General features: G+C 68.6%; 20 protein-coding genes. 11 read left to right on the plus strand and 9 right to left on the minus strand.

Going from position 1 to position 17,048, the window contains the following annotated elements; genetic code table 11:
* Window positions 1-49: 49 nt before the first annotated feature.
* Entirely contained in the window at window positions 50-679 is a 630-nt protein-coding gene (gene folE / locus Q8Q88_RS01365; protein WP_305673404.1) for a GTP cyclohydrolase I FolE, read from the plus strand.
* Here the strand turns inward: folE and Q8Q88_RS01370 are convergent.
* Both Q8Q88_RS01370 and Q8Q88_RS01375 read right to left on the minus strand, forming a co-directional pair.
* The gene (locus tag Q8Q88_RS01370) at window positions 676-1,869 is read right to left on the minus strand and encodes a serine hydrolase (protein ID WP_305673405.1); all 1,194 of its coding nucleotides are present in this window, start codon (window positions 1,867-1,869) and stop codon (window positions 676-678) included. The two genes, folE and Q8Q88_RS01370, sit on opposite strands and share 4 nt — an antisense overlap.
* A 32-nt stretch (window positions 1,870-1,901) precedes the next feature.
* A complete protein-coding gene (locus tag Q8Q88_RS01375; protein WP_305673406.1) occupies window positions 1,902-2,792 on the minus strand; it encodes a DUF817 domain-containing protein in 891 nt (296 codons plus the stop codon).
* A gap of 47 nt (window positions 2,793-2,839) precedes the next feature.
* Here Q8Q88_RS01375 and hisI point away from each other — a divergent pair, with 47 nt between their 5' ends.
* A complete protein-coding gene (gene hisI / locus Q8Q88_RS01380; protein ID WP_305673407.1) occupies window positions 2,840-3,238 on the plus strand; it encodes a phosphoribosyl-AMP cyclohydrolase in 399 nt (132 codons plus the stop codon).
* A complete protein-coding gene (locus Q8Q88_RS01385) occupies window positions 3,235-3,861 on the plus strand; it encodes a LysE family translocator (protein WP_305673408.1) in 627 nt (208 codons plus the stop codon). The genes hisI and Q8Q88_RS01385 overlap by 4 nt, the downstream gene beginning before the upstream one ends.
* On the opposite strand, the gene Q8Q88_RS01390 is transcribed toward Q8Q88_RS01385, so the two are convergent.
* On the minus strand, window positions 3,858-5,525 hold the full coding sequence (locus Q8Q88_RS01390) for an alkaline phosphatase (protein ID WP_305673409.1): 1,668 nt from the start codon (window positions 5,523-5,525) through the stop codon (window positions 3,858-3,860). The two genes, Q8Q88_RS01385 and Q8Q88_RS01390, sit on opposite strands and share 4 nt — an antisense overlap.
* Window positions 5,526-5,593: 68 nt before the next feature.
* Here Q8Q88_RS01390 and Q8Q88_RS01395 point away from each other — a divergent pair, with 68 nt between their 5' ends.
* Window positions 5,594-5,899, plus strand: coding sequence for a ferritin (locus Q8Q88_RS01395; protein ID WP_305673410.1), 306 nt, complete (start codon window positions 5,594-5,596; stop codon window positions 5,897-5,899).
* 325 nt (window positions 5,900-6,224) lie between these two features.
* Here the strand turns inward: Q8Q88_RS01395 and Q8Q88_RS01400 are convergent, their stop codons facing one another.
* Window positions 6,225-6,395, minus strand: a complete 171-nt coding sequence (locus Q8Q88_RS01400) for a hypothetical protein (RefSeq protein ID WP_305673411.1) — start codon at window positions 6,393-6,395, stop codon at window positions 6,225-6,227.
* 254 nt (window positions 6,396-6,649) lie between these two features.
* On the opposite strand from Q8Q88_RS01400, the gene Q8Q88_RS01405 reads away from it, so the two are divergent.
* From Q8Q88_RS01405 to rpoH, 3 genes are all read left to right on the plus strand, one after another.
* Entirely contained in the window at window positions 6,650-7,561 is a 912-nt protein-coding gene (locus Q8Q88_RS01405) for a helix-turn-helix transcriptional regulator (RefSeq protein ID WP_305673412.1), read from the plus strand.
* A 32-nt stretch (window positions 7,562-7,593) separates the two neighbouring features.
* Window positions 7,594-8,568, plus strand: a complete 975-nt coding sequence (locus tag Q8Q88_RS01410; protein ID WP_305673423.1) for an RluA family pseudouridine synthase — start codon at window positions 7,594-7,596, stop codon at window positions 8,566-8,568.
* A 201-nt stretch (window positions 8,569-8,769) separates the two neighbouring features.
* Complete coding sequence (rpoH, locus tag Q8Q88_RS01415) at window positions 8,770-9,675, plus strand: RNA polymerase sigma factor RpoH (RefSeq protein ID WP_371129795.1); 906 nt, start codon at window positions 8,770-8,772, stop codon at window positions 9,673-9,675.
* A gap of 234 nt (window positions 9,676-9,909) precedes the next feature.
* Here the strand turns inward: rpoH and Q8Q88_RS01420 are convergent, their stop codons facing one another.
* The 3 genes from Q8Q88_RS01420 to Q8Q88_RS01430 all read right to left on the minus strand — a co-directional run bounded on the left by Q8Q88_RS01420 (window position 9,910) and on the right by Q8Q88_RS01430 (window position 13,055).
* Window positions 9,910-10,725, minus strand: coding sequence for a response regulator transcription factor (locus tag Q8Q88_RS01420; protein WP_305673414.1), 816 nt, complete (start codon window positions 10,723-10,725; stop codon window positions 9,910-9,912).
* A 90-nt stretch (window positions 10,726-10,815) separates the two neighbouring features.
* Window positions 10,816-12,102 (minus strand): adenylosuccinate synthase, encoded by a 1,287-nt coding sequence (locus Q8Q88_RS01425; RefSeq protein WP_305673415.1) that lies wholly within the window; start codon window positions 12,100-12,102, stop codon window positions 10,816-10,818.
* Between the two features lie 359 nt (window positions 12,103-12,461).
* A complete protein-coding gene (locus Q8Q88_RS01430; RefSeq protein ID WP_305673416.1) occupies window positions 12,462-13,055 on the minus strand; it encodes an acyloxyacyl hydrolase in 594 nt (197 codons plus the stop codon).
* A 100-nt stretch (window positions 13,056-13,155) separates the two neighbouring features.
* Here Q8Q88_RS01430 and Q8Q88_RS01435 point away from each other — a divergent pair, with 100 nt between their 5' ends.
* Genes Q8Q88_RS01435 through Q8Q88_RS01445 form a run of 3 tightly spaced genes read left to right on the plus strand, consistent with a single transcriptional unit; the run spans window position 13,156 to window position 14,908 of the window.
* Window positions 13,156-13,575: a VOC family protein gene (locus Q8Q88_RS01435; protein WP_305673417.1), complete on the plus strand. Its 420-nt coding sequence runs from the start codon at window positions 13,156-13,158 to the stop codon at window positions 13,573-13,575.
* Entirely contained in the window at window positions 13,572-14,552 is a 981-nt protein-coding gene (locus tag Q8Q88_RS01440; protein WP_305673418.1) for a threonine/serine dehydratase, read from the plus strand. The genes Q8Q88_RS01435 and Q8Q88_RS01440 overlap by 4 nt, the downstream gene beginning before the upstream one ends.
* Window positions 14,552-14,908, plus strand: coding sequence for a GFA family protein (locus tag Q8Q88_RS01445; protein ID WP_305673419.1), 357 nt, complete (start codon window positions 14,552-14,554; stop codon window positions 14,906-14,908). The genes Q8Q88_RS01440 and Q8Q88_RS01445 overlap by 1 nt, the downstream gene beginning before the upstream one ends.
* On the opposite strand, the gene Q8Q88_RS01450 is transcribed toward Q8Q88_RS01445, so the two are convergent.
* Window positions 14,905-15,894: a glutathione S-transferase family protein gene (locus tag Q8Q88_RS01450; RefSeq protein WP_305673420.1), complete on the minus strand. Its 990-nt coding sequence runs from the start codon at window positions 15,892-15,894 to the stop codon at window positions 14,905-14,907. The two genes, Q8Q88_RS01445 and Q8Q88_RS01450, sit on opposite strands and share 4 nt — an antisense overlap.
* Window positions 15,895-15,973: 79 nt before the next feature.
* Here Q8Q88_RS01450 and Q8Q88_RS01455 point away from each other — a divergent pair, with 79 nt between their 5' ends.
* A complete protein-coding gene (locus tag Q8Q88_RS01455; RefSeq protein WP_305673421.1) occupies window positions 15,974-16,459 on the plus strand; it encodes a GNAT family N-acetyltransferase in 486 nt (161 codons plus the stop codon).
* Between the two features lie 24 nt (window positions 16,460-16,483).
* Here the strand turns inward: Q8Q88_RS01455 and Q8Q88_RS01460 are convergent.
* Window positions 16,484-17,048 (minus strand): efflux RND transporter permease subunit (locus Q8Q88_RS01460; RefSeq protein ID WP_305673422.1); only part of this gene is annotated, 565 nt, incomplete at its 5' end.

A 17,048-nucleotide genomic window follows, 5' to 3' on the forward strand; every position in this document is an offset into this window, starting at 1 on the left:
GGGACCATCGTCCCGGCGCAACTCAGGCCCGGGAAAGAACCGCTCACACATGGACGCTCCTAGTCGCGACCGAACCCTGATCGGCGGCGCCGATCTTGATCTTGAAGCCGTGAAGCGCCCGACGCGCGAAGAGGCTATGGAGGCCGTGCGCACGCTGATCGCGTGGGCCGGCGACGATCCGCGCCGCGAAGGCGTGATCGACACCCCCAAGCGGGTGGTCGACGCCTATGGCGAATGGTTCGAGGGCTACAACCTCGATCCGGCCAAGGAGCTGTCGCGCACCTTCGAGGACGTGCAGGGCTATGACGACATCGTCATGCTGCGCGAGATCGAGGTGGAGAGCCACTGCGAGCACCACATGGCCCCGTTCCTGGGCAAGGCCTATGTGGCCTACATGCCGACGAACCGGGTGGTGGGCATCTCCAAGCTGGCCAAGGTGGTCGAGATCTTCGCCCGCCGGCTCCAGACCCAGGAGACCATGACCCAACAGATCGCCGACGCCATCACCGACAGCCTGCGCCCCGCCGGCGTCGCCGTGCTGATCGACGCGGCCCACCAGTGCATGACCACCCGCGGCGTCCACCACCGCCACGTGACCACCATCACCACCCAGTTCACCGGGGTGTTCAAGACCGACGCGACCCTGCGCCAGCGCTTCCTGGACTTCGTGAACCGCTAGACCTTCTTCGGAAGGGTCGACAGCAGCAGGTTGGCCGTGGCCTCGGGCGAGCCCTCGCCCGTGAGCGCCACGGCCACATAGGCCTGTTTCTCCAGGGAATAGGCGACGACAGCCTTGGCGCCGGGCAGGCCGCCCGCGTGGCCAAGCCAGGTGTCGGTGGCGCGCGGGTCGGCGGCGGCCAGGTCACTGACCATCACGCCCAGGCCGTAGTGCGACGGTCCCACCCCCGCCATCGGATAGAGCCGCAGGAACCGCCGCCGGGTCTGGTCGGCGCCGTGCAGGCGGTTGGCCATCATCGCCCGCCAGAACCGCACCGCGTCTCCCGCTGAGGCCGCCACCGCGCCGGCCGCATAGGGCGTGGTGACGTCGTCGGCCGTGCCCTCGCTGGGTCCGGTCGGCGCCAGGGGCGCCATCCCGGCCAAGACCTGGCGTGGCGCGAGGATATCGGTTTCTCGAAGTTCCAGCCGCTCGACGATCCGGGCGCGCAGGGCCTCGTGATAGGGCCTGGCGTCCAACGCCTCGATGATCCGGCCAAGGTGGACATAGCCGGTGTTGCTGTAGCTCCAGGCCGCGCCGGGACAGAACCCGGCCGGCTGGGCGTTGGCCGCCGCCAGCAACCGCTCGGGCGGCTTGTAGCCCGGCTCGGCGCGCAGGGCCGGATCGTTCTGGAAGCTGTAGAGCCCGCCGGTATGGCCGAGCAGGTCCTCCACCGTGATCCAGGCGGCGTTCTTCGCCTCCGGCGCCCAGCGGTCCAGGGTGGCGTCCAGGCTAAGCTTGCCCTCCTCGACCATCTGCAGGATCGCCGTGGCGGTGTAGGCCTTGCCGACGCTGGCCCAGAAGAAGCGGCTGGGCAGGGCCTCGCCGGGCTTCCCCGCCAGGGTCTGGGTCCAGATCGAGCCGTCGGCGGTCGCCAGGGCCGCGGTGAGCGCCTTGGTCTGCATCTTGCCGGCGGCCTGTTCGAAGGCGGCCTCGAACTTGTCGCTGGTCACCGGCGCCAGCCGCGAGCTTCCCGCCCTGGCCGCGGCGTCGAATTGCCAGGCCCCGAGCTGGGCGCGCAGCGGCGGGCCGGCATAGGCGACCCGCGCCGTGCAGGGCTTGGGCGGCTTGGGCTTCTTCGGCGCGGCGGAAACCAGGCTCGGAAGCGCCAGGGCCGCGGCGGCGGCGATCATGGTTCTACGGCTGGCGGTCATGGCGTATGCACTCCGGTCGGGGTCGACCTAGCCTAGGGAGAAACAGGGGCTACAGCCTGGCCGGCGCGCGCTCGCGCTGGGACGCGCTCCGGACGATGCACCAGGGTGACCAGCACGAAGCTCAGCATCATCAACAGGTACCAGGAACCTAACTTGCCGATCGGCACGAGGCTCCAGCCGTCTCGCTGGCTCGGATAGAGCCAGGCCGCCGTGAACGTGCCGACGTTCTCGGCGATCCAGATGAACAGCGCCACCAACAAGAAGCCGATCAGCATGGGCATCCGCCGTATCGTCCGGTCCGGGGTGAACTGAAACCAGGCCCGCCCGAACAACAGGCCAGAGAGGGCGAACAGGCCCCATCGAATGTCCGGCAGATAGTGGTGGCTGAAAAAGTTGGCATAGGACAGGATCGCAAGAACCCATGGCCCCCAAAGAGGCGGATAGGCCTCGAACCGGATCTCGAAGAGCCGAATGGCGCGCGCCATATAGGATCCGACGCAGGCGTACATGAAGCCTGAGAACAGGGGTACGCCGCCGATCCGCAGGACGCTCGCCTCCGGATAGCTCCAGGAGCCATGGGCGGTCTTGAAGATTTCCATCACGGTGCCGACCACGTGGAAGATGAGAATGACCACCGCCTCCTCGGTTCGTTCGAGGCGTGTCGCCAACAGCAGGCCCTGGATCACGATCGCCGACACGACCAGGACATCGTAGCGCGCCACCGGGGCGTCCGCCGGCCAGAGGTAGTGGGTGAGAACCAGCAGAGTCAGCATCGCTCCGCCAAACAAACAGGCCCAGGCCTGCTTCAGTCCGAACAGCAGGAACTCATACGCCCAGCCATGCCAGGGGCTCCGTTCCGCCCACGGGCGGGCGAAAGTGTCGAAGCGGGCGACCTGGCCCTTGATGCGGTCCTTGAGATTCACAGCGGCGAGGCTAGCGCGACCCGGTGCGGCGGCGCCATATGCTGTCCATGACCCAGCCTCTGTTTCCCACCGCCAGCACCAAGGACATCCTTGAAAAGGGCGATGTTCTCGCCCCCCGGTTCGACGCCGCCGGGCTGATCCCCGCCATCGCCGTCCACGCCGAGACCGGCGAGGTGCTGATGCTCGCCTATATGAACGCCAAGGCCCTGGAGCGGACCCTGGCCACCGGGGAGGTTCACTATTTCAGCCGCTCCCGCAACGAGCTCTGGCACAAGGGCGCCACCAGCGGCCAGATCCAGCTGGTCGAGGAGATCCGCATCGACTGCGACCAGGACACCATCCTGCTGAAGGTCACCCCGGAGGGCGACGGCGGGACCTGCCACACCGGCGCGCGCACCTGCTTCTATCGCGTGGTCGAGAACGGAAAGCTGAAGGATAAGCCGTGAGCGTCGTCGAGGCCCTGGTCGCCTTCACCCTGGCCGCCGGCCTGCTGACCCTGACCCCGGGCCTCGACACCGCGCTCATCCTGCGCACGGCGGCGGCGGAAGGGCCCAAGCGCGCCCTCCTGGCGATGGTCGGGATTTTGGCGGGCTGCTTCGTCTGGGGCGGTTTGGTCGCGTTCGGCCTCGGAGCCGTGCTCGCGGCCTCGACACTGGCCTTCACCGTCCTCAAGTGGATTGGCGCGGCCTACCTGCTCTGGCTCGGGATCGGCCTGATCCGACGGCCCCGGGACGGGTTTGAGGTGGGCGCCGCGCCGGCCCCTTCGGGCGGCGACACCGCCTGGATGCGCCGGGGCTTCCTCTCGAACCTGCTCAATCCGAAGATGGGGGTCTTCTACGTCTCGTTCCTGCCCCAGTTCCTGCCGCTGGGCGTCCCCGCCGCGCCGTTCATGCTGCTACTGACCGCGATCCACGTCCTGCTGGGCGTGATCTGGCTGGGGCTGCTGATCGCCGCCACCCAGCCCCTCGCCCGGGCCTTGCGGCAAGCCGCCGTCGTGCGCTGGCTGGACCGGGTGACTGGCGGCGTGTTCATCGCCTTCGGACTGAAGCTGGCCCTGGAGCGGCGCTAGGCTTCGCTCAGGGCCGAGACGCCGCTGGCCTCGCGCTTCACCCGGAAGGTTTTCAGCACCTTGGTCTCATGGGTCTTGGCCAGGATGGTCGAGACCGCCATCAGCTCGGCCTTGGCCTCATCGCGGGTCAGGGTCAGCAGGACGAAGCCCTTGGCCGCCTGGTCGTTGAACACCACCTCCGGATTGGCCGCGGCGAACACGTCGCCGACCGAGAAGCTCTTGAGGGCGTCGCCGCCGCCGGGGCTGGTGATCCCCGTGGTCCCGAACTCCACCGCCCGCCGCCCGCCGCTATCGTCGTGCAGCTCGTTGGCCCAAAAGGCGTGGCTGTCGCCCGACAGCACGATGGCGTGGGCTCCGGCGTCCTTGACCAGGCCGTACAACCGCTCTCGGGCGGGCGGGTAGCCGTCCCACATGTCCAGGCCGTAGGGCAGGCCGAGCCCCGCCAGGCGCTCCAGACGCTGAAGCCGGGTGCGACCGTTGGCGGTCTCCTTGGCCATCACCTCGGCCAGCCTGGCCTCGCCCAGTTCCTTCTTGAGGCTGGGCGCCATCAACCGGCCCATGACCACCTCGTTGCCGAGGATCTGCCAGGCGCGGCCGGCCTTCACCGAGTCCTTCAGGCCCGCCCCAAGCCAGGCCTCCTGGGCTGGACTCATCATCATCCGGGCCGGATCGGCGAGCTTGGCCTTGAAGGCGGCCACCTCGGCCGGGCCGCCGGGTTCGGGCAGGTCGCGGTCGTAGTTGAGCTGCCTCACCCGCGCGGTCAGCCGGGTCTCCAGCATGAACAGGCTGGCCAGGTCGCCGAACTGGAAGCTGCGGTGGATGGCCGGCCCCCCGTCGGCCGGCTCGCGGATCGGCATCCACTCGTAATAGACCTTCACCGCGCGCGCCTTGCGCTCGGCCCAGTCTCCCTCGGTGTCGGGGCTGTGGTTCTGCGCGCCGGCCTCGAAGCTGTCATTGGCCGTCTCGTGATCGTCCCAGACAACGATCCAGGGCGCCCGGGCGTGGGCCGCCTGCGACTGGGGATCGGACTTGTACTGGGCGTGGCGGCGGCGGTAGTCGGCCAGGCTGAAGATCTCGTGCGGCGGATCGTGCGGCCGCTCTCCGGCCACCGCCGAGTTCATGCCGTAGGAGCCGGGTCCGCCATATTCGTAGATATAGTCGCCCAGGTGCAGCACGGCGTCGACCCGCGGCAGCTTGGCGATGGCCTCATAGGCGTTGAAGTAGCCGTTCGGGTAGAGGGTGCAGGAGGCCACGGCCAGGACCACGTCCTTGGTGGGTCCGCTGGGCAGCGTCCGCGTGCGGCCCATGGGCGAGGTCACGCCATTCGCCTCGAACTCAAAGGTGTAGGCGCGGCCCGCATCCAGACCTGTCGCGTCGACCTTCACTGTCCAGTCGCGGCTCGGGCCGGTCTTGCCCTCTCCGGACTTGGCGCCGCCGGCCCGGCGATCAATGGGGTTGAGCTTCCAGCGATAGGCGATCTCGCCGGCGGCGGGATCGGCCGGGGTGATTCGGGTCCATAGAATCACCCGGTCGGCCAGGGGATCGCCCGAGGCCACGCCATGTTTGAATTCCACCGCGCCCGAATAGGCGCCCTGCGCCATGGCGGGCGTCGCCGCCGCTCCAAAACCCAACAGGGCAAGCGCCCGGCGTCGATCGATCCGCATCCCGTTTCCCCCTCACGCATTCCGGCTAAGCTCAGAAACGAACCTTAGTGGAGGAGGATGACGCCCCGATGTCCAGCGAAGGCCTACATGTCCCGCGCGAGAAACTGTCTCCCCGGACCCTCAACATGCACTACGCCATCTCCTCCCTGATCGAGGAGCTGGAGGCGGTGGACTGGTACCGCCAACGGGCCGACGACTGCGACGATCCCGAGCTGAAGAAGATCCTGCTGCACAACGCCGGCGAGGAGATCGAGCACGCGTCGATGGCGCTGGAGTGGATCCGGCGAAACGACGGCGAGTTCGGCGCCCAACTCAAGGAGTACCTGTTCACCGAGGGCTCAATCACCGGCCGCGAGGAAGAGGCGACCAAATAGAAAATCCGGGGAACCCGACAGCCACCCCCATGGCCTGGGCTCCCCGGACCAGACTTCGGCGAACCGAAGGCTGACTCGGTAATGGATGTCGGGGTCGGTCACGAGCGGCGCCCGTGCGAGCGGCGCATGGCGCGCCGTCGATCCGCTGTCGCCAATACCCCCCAGGACATCGGCGCTCTCGAATACCGCCCCGATCGGTTCGATCGAGACACGCGGAGGACGACGACGACGCCCGCGGTGGCGCTAGACGCCGCCGTCGCCTCCGGTGAAGATGATCCGTCGTGGGGTACCGGATCACCGCAGAACTGCTCTAGGCCCGAGGGCGTCACCCCGGCTTTTTGGCCGGGTCCGCAGTCCTGATTTCGGCTGGATCCGCGGCGATGGCCGCGGGAATGGCTTTCGAAGCGTCGCTAGCAACGGACGTAAGCTCGACCTGGACAGGCGCGACATTGATCAGGGTCAACGCGCCGGCGAGACAGGCGATCGCCAGGGCCAAGGGCAAGTACCTCATCGTCTGTTTCCTTCCGGACCCAGCGGTCTGCGCCGCCGCTTCGTTGAGACAATGTGTAGGGGGGTGCGACCACAGCGCGCAGGTGCAGCGGCGCGCGACGGCGTGCGCAACGGTTGCAGCCTCGAGATTCAACCCCTGCGCAACGGGCGCACAACAATCACGCAACGGGTTGCACACGGTTGCGCAACAGTTGCATGGCGAGTTGCATTTCGGCGCAGGTGTGGAATCATAAGAACGTCATGCACGTCTCCACGCCCTTCTCTGAGAAACTGGACCTGGTCTTGAAGGCGCTCTCCATGAGTCGGGGGCGTCTCGCCGCGGACCTGGGAGTCGACAAGTCGCTGGTGGGCCGCTGGGCCTCCGGCGCCGTGACGCCTTCGGCGCACAACCTGGAAAACCTCACCAAGCTGGTGGCCACCAAGCGCGACGGCTTCACCATGCTGGACTGGGACCGCGACATCGACGGCCTGGCCCGGGTGTTCGGCCTGGAGCCCACCAACGGTCACGCGGTGCTGGCCAAGACCAACGGCGCCCATGTGGGCCTGCCGCTGCCGGGCCTCGACCTAGTGCGCATGGTCACCGAGCGGCGCGCCGCAACCTATGAGGGCTTCTGGCGCAGCACCCGGCCCTCCATCGCTATGCCGGGGAAGATCTTCCACGACTACGGCATGATCCGCCGCGGCCCCGAGGGCCTGCTGGAATTCAAGATGGGCGGTTCGGGCCTGCTGTTCGACGGCTGGATGCTGCCGGTCGAGGGCCAGCTCTTCGCCATCCTGTTCGACACGGTCGGCCAGACCCCGGTGTTCCTGATCTTCAACGGGGTGTCCCTGCACAAGGCCGTGCAGTTGGACGGCCTGATCCTGGCCGCCGCGCTCAACGCCGCACGCACGCCCTCGGCCTATCCGGTGGTGCTGGAGCGGCTGGGCGACCTCAGCGGCGACATCGAGACCGACAACGCCGAATATGCCGAGCTGCTGACCCGTGACACCGCCGCCACCGACGAGACCGTGAGCCAGGCCATGCACGATCACCTGATCCGCGACATCGGACCGGGCCCCGCCGCGGCCGGCACCGGCGAGATGTTCCTGCTATCGAGCTGGGCCAACAGCCTCTCCAAGGGCCTGAGTTCGGGCGGACACCTGCAAGGGTGACGATCCCCACCGTCGATCCCGAAGACGAGGAAATCGCCTTCGACGACGCCTCGGCGCGCCTGGTGACCCTGACCGCCGACGAGGCCGGCGGGCGTCTCGACAAGACCCTGGCCGAAGCCCTGCCCGACCTGTCGCGCGCCCGCATCCAGGCCCTGCTGGCCCAGGGCCAGATTAGCCGGGACGGCACGACGCTCTCCGACGCCTCATCCAAGGCCCAAGCCGGTGACTACCGCCTGCTGATCCCCGCCCCCCTGCCGGCCGACCCGCAGCCCGAAGCCATCCCGCTCACCGTGCTGTTCGAGGACGCCTATCTGATCGTGGTGGACAAGCCGGCCGGCATGGCCGCCCATCCGGCGCCGGGCAACGAGACCGGCACCCTGGTCAACGCCCTGCTGGCCCATTGCGGCGCGAGCCTGTCGGGGATCGGCGGCGTGGCGCGGCCCGGCATCGTCCATCGCATCGACAAGGAGACCTCGGGGATCCTCGTGGCCGCCAAGACCGACGCCGCCCATCAGGGGCTCTCGGCCCTATTCGCCGCCCACGACATCGCGCGGGCCTATGTCGCTCTTACGCGGGGCGCGCCCATGCCGCCGCGGGACACCATCGTCACCCGCCTGGGCCGCTCCAGCAGCGACCGCAAGAAGATGGCCGTGCTGAAGACCGGCGGTCGCGAGGCGATCACCCATTACGCCGTCGAGCGCGCCTTCGGCCCCGCGGGCAAGCCCCTGGCCGCGCGGGTCTCCTGTCGGCTGGAGACCGGCCGCACGCACCAGATCCGGGTGCACATGGCGTCCAAGGGCGCACCCTGCCTGGGCGACCCGACCTATGGCTCCGGCCCGCCGGCCGCCCCGGTCCGCGAGGCCATGGCGCAGGCCGGTTTGAAGCGCCAGGCCCTGCATGCAGCGGTCCTGGGCTTCGTTCATCCGGTGACGGGGGAGACCCTGAAATTCGAGAGCGCCCTGCCCCCCGACATGGCCGCGCTGGAAGCGCTTCTCTCAGCGCTGTGAGAAAGCTTGCGCGGTGATCGCCTTGATGCCGCCGCCATCGGGGTCTAGAAATACCTGAGTTGAGCAGTCGGATTATTCAGGGCCGTTGGTTTCTCCCAGACCATGGCCTTACGCCCGGAACGACCAATACCTATCTGTGGTTTGGAGGGGCGGACGGTCTCGCGCACGCTTGCGCTGAGCGACCCGAAAGTCCGCTAGATTATGAGGGGATCGTCCATGGCCGCAGCCAATGCGCTTGCCGTGATGTCGCCGGAAGGCGGCCTCAGCCGGTATCTGACTGAAATTCGTAAGTTTCCGATGCTCGCCAAGGACGAGGAGTTCATGCTCGCCAAGGCCTGGAAAGAGCATGAGGATTCCGAAGCCGCTCATCGGCTCGTCACCAGCCACCTGCGCCTGGTGGCCAAGATCGCCATGGGCTATCGCGGCTACGGCCTGCCGATCGGGGAAGTGATCTCCGAGGGCAATGTCGGCCTGATGCAGGCGGTGAAGAAGTTCGAGCCCGACAAGGGCTTCCGCCTGGCCACCTACGCCATGTGGTGGATCCGCGCCTCGATCCAGGAATACATCCTGCGCTCCTGGAGCCTGGTGAAGATGGGCACGACGGCGGCGCAGAAGAAGCTGTTCTTCAACCTGCGCAAGGCCAAGAGCCAGATCAGCGCCTTCCAGGAGGGCGACCTGCGTCCCGAACAGGTCAGCGAGATCGCCACCAAGCTGGGCGTGCTCGACTCCGAGGTGATCTCGATGAACCGCCGGCTGTCGGGCCCCGACGCCTCGCTGAACGCGCCCCTGCGCGTGGACGGCGAAAGCGAGTGGCAGGACTGGCTGGAGGACGAGACCGCCGTCAGCCAGGAGACCTATGTCGCCGAGAACCAGGAGCGGACCATCCGCATGAGCCTGCTCGAGGCGGCGATGACCGAACTCACCGACCGCGAGCGTCACATCCTGACCGAGCGCCGGCTGAAGGATAACCCGACCACTCTGGAAGAGCTGGCCTCCGAATACGGCGTCAGCCGCGAACGGGTGCGCCAGATCGAGGTCCGGGCCTTCGAGAAGCTGCAAAAGTCGATGAAGGCCGCGGCGGAAGCCAAGAACCTCGTCGACGCCTGATCGGCGGGCGCCTCCAACGAACCAAAGCCGTCGCGGCCACGCCGCGGCGGCTTTTTCGTCTCCGGCGCTGCGCAACGGACACGTAGCACCCCATCCGTTCGTCATGGCAGGCCTCCGTGCCGGCCACCCATGAACACCGCAGCCCGAGGTTTGCTGGAGCGGTCCGTGTGTATGGGTCCCCGGCACAAGGCCGGGATGACGAGTCTAGTGGGGATAGGCTTGGGTTTGACGGCTCTAAGCCGCATGACCTTCCTCTGTGTCGTCCTGGGGCAGCAGGGCCAGCAGGGGCCGGGCCTCGCGGGCGATCTCGGCCTGATCCATCACGCCGCGGTCCGCGACAATGGCCAGGTAGCGCTGGAAGTCGGTGGCCAGGGCCGCCAGCTTCAGGTCCTTCATGCCATTGGCCGCGCGATGCAGCTCGACCATCTGGGCCAGCATGGCGCGCAGGGCCTGGCGGGGATCGGTGGAGACCGCGGGCACGGCGGATTTCAGAATCTTGAGCGCCTGGGTGATCCGGGCCTGGTCGGTGGTGGCGGTGGCGTCGGAGCGGCGCTTCAGCGGGCCGGTATAGTCGCCGGAATTGAACCGCCGCCGGTCGGGACCGATGTACTGCACCGCCTCGACCCAGTCGCGGGGACGCAGGGTCACGGCCTCCAGCCGCCGCAGCAGGTCCCTGGCGGTGTAGGGCTTGCGCAGGAACTCATGCACGCCCGCGTCACGGGCGGCCATGATCGCCGAGGGCGTGGCCGTGGCCGTCACCATGATCACCGGCGCCATGCGGCAGGCGATGTCGGACTTGCGCAGCTGGCGGGTGAAATCGACGCCGTCGACATCCGGACCCGACAGCTCCACGAAGATCATTTGCGGATTAACCTGGCGCGCGGCCTCCAGCCCCTTGCGGGTGGAGACGGCGTTCCACAGCTGCACTGGAGCGATATTGCGCATCAGCTCGGCGAGCAGGCGGGCGCTGGCCGGCGCCGGATCGATGATCAGCACCTTCCGCATCAGCGGCGCCATCCGCTGGACAAGCTTGAAGTCGTCGTTGAACACGGCCCGGGCGGCTCCGAAGGACTCCGGGACAAGCTAGCCCCATCGTCCTTAAGATGGCCTTGACGGCCGGCCGCTCGATCCTGGTCCCAATCAGTCCTGGAACGGGTCGCGCACCATGATGGTGTCGTCCCGCTGCGGGCTGGTGGAGACCATCGCCGCGGGCGCCCCGATCAGCTCCTCCACCCGGCGGACATATTTGACCGCGTTGGCGGGCAGGTCCTTCCAGGAGGTGGCGCCGGCCGTGCTCTCGCTCCAGCCATCGATCTCCTCATAGACGGGGACCAACGCCGACTGGGCCTTCAGGCCGGCGGGCAGGTAGTCGAAGGTCTTGTCCCCCAGGCGGTAGCCGACGCAGATCTTCAGCTTCGGCAGGCCATCCAGCACGTCCAGCTTGGTGAGCGCGATACCGTCGATGCCGTTCAGCGCCACCGATTGGCGGACCAGGGCGGCATCGAACCATCCGCAGCGGCGCGGCCGGCCCGTCACCACTCCGAACTCCTTGCCCACCGTGCCCAGGTGCTGGCCGATCTCGTCATTGAGCTCGGTAGGGAACGGTCCCTCGCCGACCCGGGTGGTGTAGGCCTTGACGATGCCCAGGACATAGCCCGTGCCCTTGGGGCCCAGGCCCGATCCCGCCGCGGCCTGGCCGGCCACGGTGTTGGACGAGGTCACATAGGGATAGGTGCCATGGTCCACGTCCAGAAGAGCCCCTTGCGCGCCTTCGAACAGCACCCGCTTGCCCGACTTCACCACCTCGTCCAGCAGCCGCCAGGCGGGCTGGGCGAAGGGCAGGACCTTGGGCGCGATCTCCTCCAGCGCCGCCAGCAGCTGGGCGCCGTCGTATTCCGGCAGGCCCAGGCCGCGGCGCAGCGGGGTGTGGTGGGCGAGCAGCCGGTCGATCTTGGCCTCCAGGGCGTCGCGGTCAGCCAGGTCGCCGACCCGGATGGCGCGCCGGCCGACCTTGTCCTCATAGGCCGGGCCGATGCCGCGGCCGGTGGTGCCGATCTTGTTGACCGCGGCGGCCTCGCGCGCCTGGTCGAGGTCCCGGTGCAGGGGCAGGATCAGGCAGGCGTTGTCGGCCAGGACCAGTAGGTCGGGGGTGACGCTCACCCCCTGGGCGCCGATCTTGGCGATCTCCTCCAGCAGGTGCCAGGGATCGACCACCACGCCGTTGCCGATCACCGACAGCTTGCCTTGGACCACGCCCGAGGGGAGCAGGCTGAGTTTGTAGACCTGGTTGCCGACCACCAGGGTGTGGCCCGCATTGTGGCCGCCCTGGAAGCGCACCACCACGTCGGCGCGGTTGCTGAGCCAGTCGACGAGCTTGCCCTTGCCCTCGTCGCCCCACTGGGCGCCGATCACCGTGACATTGGCCATGCAGATACGATCTCCCGGCCTGCCGAGCGGGTCCGACCACGCCCTTCGACAGGCTCTCGGCGGGTGGACTGGATCGATTTTAGGAAGCGGTGGCGAGCGCCTTCAGGCGACGGGCAGCCGTTCGGCGGGTGTAGACCAGCGTGAAGCAGGCGCGTCAACCCCCGCCTCGCAGGCCTGGATCACTCCTCTCCCCGCTCGAGGGGAGAGGGGAGGGTGAGGGGTCGCGGCGCGGAGCGACGCAATCCAGTCTCACAGCAGGCTCAGAGCGGCGGAGACGCCTCCCCTCACCCTACCCTCTCTCCCCGGAAGACGGGTGGAGAGGACGATGACCCGGCGCCCGCGGAGCCCGCGGACGGTCGTCAGAAGCTGTAGATCAACCGCACGCCGGCGTCGTCCATGCCCTGGTTCTTGCCGCTCGAGAACACCTGGCCGTTGGAGATGTGCACCCAGGATATCTCGCCGGCCCAGCGGTCGTTGAACCGGTAGCCGAGGCCGAGCTCCCCCTGGAACAGCACCTTGGAGCCGAAGTCGATGCGGGTGTTGTAGAGCTGCAGCCGCCGCTGGATCTCGGCTGGGCTGAGGCCAGGCGCGTTGACCGGAGGCAGATCGGTCTCGCCGTCGGTATAGGCCAGGCCGACTCCCGGCCGGAAATACAGCTTCTCGGTAATGGCGATCGGCCAGGACAGCCCCGCGGCCACGAAGTTCGAGGTGTTCTCGCTGTTGACGGAGACGAAGGCGTGGGCCTGGGGCCGGCCGATGGGCGAGAGCGCCTCGATGCGCTCGCTGCGCAGGCCGATCTGGAAGTCGGCCCCGTCCTCGCGCCCGGCCGCGCCCAGCCCCAGGGTGTCGCCGATGAAGGTCACGTCGTGGCCATAGACGCCCAGCAGAAGGTCGGCGGCGCTCGCCGGATCGGCCAGCGCCGCCAGCACGGCGCCCAGCATCGATGCACGCATGAAAGCCTCCCCAGCTCGGCCATAATCTAGTGACGCGGTGAGACGTTCCAAGGGCCTCGAACATATCGCGCTCGCGGGCCTGGCGCGGTATGAGGCGAACATGACCCGCCCCCGCTTCCACCTCGCCTTCCCCGTCCGCGATCTGGCCGAGGCGCGCGCCTTCTACGGCGGGCTGCTGGGCTGCCCGGAGGGCCGCTCCAGCGCCGACTGGATCGACTTCGACTTCTTCGGGCACCAGATCGTCGCCCACCTCGCGCCCAACGAGGTCGGCCATCGGTCGACCAGCGCCGTGGACGGCGAGGACGTGCCGGTCCGCCATTTCGGCGTGATCCTGACCCTGCCGGACTGGCAGGACATGGTCGGCAAGCTGGAGGCCGCGAAGGTGAAATTCATCATCGAGCCGCAGATCCGCTTCGAGGGCGAACCGGGCGAGCAGGCGACCATGTTCTTCCTCGATCCCTCGGGCAACGCCATCGAGTTCAAGGCCTTCGCCGACGACGCCATGGTGTTCGCCCGGTGAGCGTGAGCCTGGCCGACATCGAGGCCGCCGCCGGACGGCTCAAGGGCCACGCCGTCGAGACCCCGCTGATCGAGAGCCCAGCGCTGAACGATCGCCTGGGCCGCCGGGTGCTGATCAAGCCCGAGACCCTGCAGCGGGTCGGGGCCTTCAAGTTCCGCGGCGCCTACAACCGCCTGGTTCAGCTCTCGGCCGACGAGCGGACGCGCGGGGTGGTGGCCTTCTCCTCCGGCAACCACGCCCAGGGCGTAGCCCTGGCGGCCAGGCTGCTCGGCATGCCCGCCCTGATCGTCATGCCCTCCGACGCTCCGTCCGTGAAGGTCGAGGCGACGCGCCGCTATGGCGCCGAGATCCGGTTCTATGACCGGCTGACCGATGACCGGGTGGCCATCGCCGCCCAGGTCGCCGCGGAGCGCGGTAGCGTGGTGGTTCCGGCCTTCGACGATCCGCACATCATCGCCGGCCAGGGCACGGTCGGATTGGAACTGGTCCGCCAGGCGCAGGCCCTGGGCGTAACCTTGGACGTGGTCGCCTGCCCGATCGGCGGCGGCGGCCTGCTGGCCGGGGTCTCCACGGCGGTCAAGGCGCTCTCGCCCAAAACGGCCGTCGTGGGCGTGGAGCCGGCGGGCTTCGACGACACCCTGCGGTCCCTGCAGAAGGGCGAGCGCGTGACGCTCACCCCCACGACCCGTTCGCTTTGCGACGCCCTGGAGAGCCCGGCCCCCGGCCAGCTCACCTTCCCCATCCTCCAGAAGACCGTCGCCGACGTGGCCGTTGTCACCGACGCCGAGGTCGCCGAGGCCATGCGATACGCCTTCGCGGTGCTGAAGCTGGTGGTGGAGCCCGGCGGCTCGGTGGGCCTGGCGGCCCTGCTAGCCGGCAAGGTCAGGTCCTGGGGCGACGGGTCGACCGGCCTGGTCTTGTCCGGCGGCAATGTCGACCCCGAACTGTTCGCCAAGGTCCTGCGCGAGGAGGTCTGATGATCCGCGGAAGCTGCCACTGCAAGGCCACCCAGTTCGAGGTGACCCATCCGCCGAAGGACGTGAACTCCTGCAACTGCACCCTCTGCACGAAGCGCGGGGGGCTCTGGGCCTACTATGCCGAGACAGAGTTCAAGCTGACGACCGCTCCCGACCGGGTCTCCACCTATCAATGGGGGGACTACTTGATGAAGCTGCACTACTGCGCGATCTGCGGCTGCAGCACCTACAATGAGGGCCCCACCTGGGTCGGCCGCGAGCTCGACTTCACCCGCACCACCATCGGCGTCAACGCCCGGCTGTTCGACGATTTCGACCTGGACCAGGTCCCGGTCCGCTATTCCGACAACCGCTAGCCCGCCAGCGCCGCGCACGCCGCCGCCGGCAGCCAGCCATCGACGCGGGTCTTGGCCGCGTCCGACAGCCCCGTGTAGGCCTCGCGGAGCTGGGCGAGGCAACGCACCTGGTACTTGAAGACGCCCTGGCTGTAGGGCCGGCCCATCAGCTCGACTGAGAAGGTCTCCTCGCCCCGGCCCGCCGCCTGGGCATTGGCCAGCAGGAACGGCAGATAGACCTCGGCGGCCAGCTCCAGCAGGCCGAGCATCGCCGCGGTCGGTTCCTCGCGCCATTCGCCCTCGACCCCGCTGACGTCGTCGAGGCCGGCGATCCAGCGCATCAGATAGGGCGCGCGCGCCAGCATCAGGTCGTGCGGCGTCGGGTCGGTGGCGAGCTGCGAGAACTGGCCGAACCAGGCGAAGTCCGCCAGCGAGGGCCGCGAGCCGAACAGGTAGCCCTCGTCCGTCGCCATGACGTCCAGCAGGTCGAAGGCCCGCTCCGTGCTGGCCTCGATCACCGGGGCGTTCTGTGGCGTGCAGCCCACCAGGGCCATCCGCCCGGTCTGGCGCTCGCGGAAGGTCTGGCCGAAGGTCTCGATGCGCTCGCGCCCCTGGCCGCGGAACCGGTCGAAGGCCAGCCAGCGGCCCATCTGGATCTGGTCGCGGTCGAGGTTCCAGCGGTGATGGAACATGGCCTTGGTGCCCCACTCGTCGGCCATGTCCTCCAGCAGGAAGGCGGCGAAGGCCTGGGCCTCGTCGTCCGGGACCACCGAGCGCTCGGCGTGGCGGCGCTCCAGCTCCGCCACCAGCGGGGTGGAATCGTTCATCACCGTCCCGTCCGGGAATTCCAGCACCGGGATCACCGGCGCCCGCACCTGGGCGAATAGCCGCCCCATCGTGGTCGGATCATTGGCAGCGATCCAGATGTGCGGCAGGCGGCGGTAGCGCAGGACGGCGCGGACCTTGAGGGAATAGGGCGAGCCCAGCCCGCCATACAGCCGATACATCCGCTCTCCCCCCGTGTTTGCGCTATCTGACCCCCTGGCGTCCTTGCCGCCAAGCCCGGCGCGGCCCAAATCACCGACCATGACGACGATCCGCCCGGCCGACGCGACCGACTGGCCCGCCATCTGGGCCATACTCGAGCCCACCATCCGGGCCGGCGAGACCTATGGGCTGGACCGCGCCATGGACGAGGCCGCCGCCCGCGCCTACTGGCTCAGCCCCGCCAACGACCCCTTCGTGTTCGAGCAGGACGGCCAGATCCTGGGGACCTACTACCTGCGCGCCAACCAGGCGGGCGGTGGGGGCCATGTCTGCAACTGCGGCTTCATGACCGGCCAGGCGGCCCAGGGCAAAGGCGTCGCCCGCGCCATGGGCCGGCACGCCCTCGACCACGCCCGGGCGCGCGGTTTCCGCGCCATGCAGTTCAACTTCGTGGTCTCCACCAACACCCGCGCCGTGGCCTTGTGGGAGAGCCTGGGATTCGCGACCGTCGGCCGGCTGCCCGGCGCCTTCGCCCATCCGACCCTGGGCTATGTCGACGCCATGGTCATGTTCCAGGCGTTGTGAGCCGCCGCACCTCGGCGCCGGCGCCTAGAAGCGGTCTTCCGGCGCGACCTGCGGGGTCGCCTCGCGGGGGGTCACCAGCCTGGCCAGTTTGGGCTTCAGCCAGCTCTCGAAGTCATCGACGAACTCATAGACCACCGGCACCAGCACCAGGGACAGCAGGGTCGAGGTGATCAGGCCGCCGATCACGGCCACGGCCATGGGCTGGCGGAACTCCGCGCCCTTCTCCAGGGCGAAGGCGGTGGGCAGCATGCCCGCGGCCATGGCCATGGTGGTCATGACGATGGGCCGCGCCCGCTCGCGGCAGGCCTCGATCAGCGACTCGCGCTGGCCCATGCCCTCGCGCTCGCGCTCGATGGCGTATTCGACCAGCAGGATCGAGTTCTTCGCCGCCAGGCCCAGCAGCATCAGGAAGCCGATCAGCGAGGGGATGGAGAGCGAGAGGTTGAAGACCAGCAGGCCGAAGAACGCCCCGCCCACCGCCAGCGGCAGGGCCGAGAGGATGACGATCGGCTTGAAGAACGACCGGAACAGCAGGACCAGCACGCCGTAGATCATCGCCACGCCGGAGAACACCGCCAGGCCGAAGGAG

The sequence above is a fragment of the Phenylobacterium sp. genome, from assembly GCF_030697925.1.
Classification (GTDB): Bacteria; Pseudomonadota; Alphaproteobacteria; order Caulobacterales; family Caulobacteraceae; genus Phenylobacterium.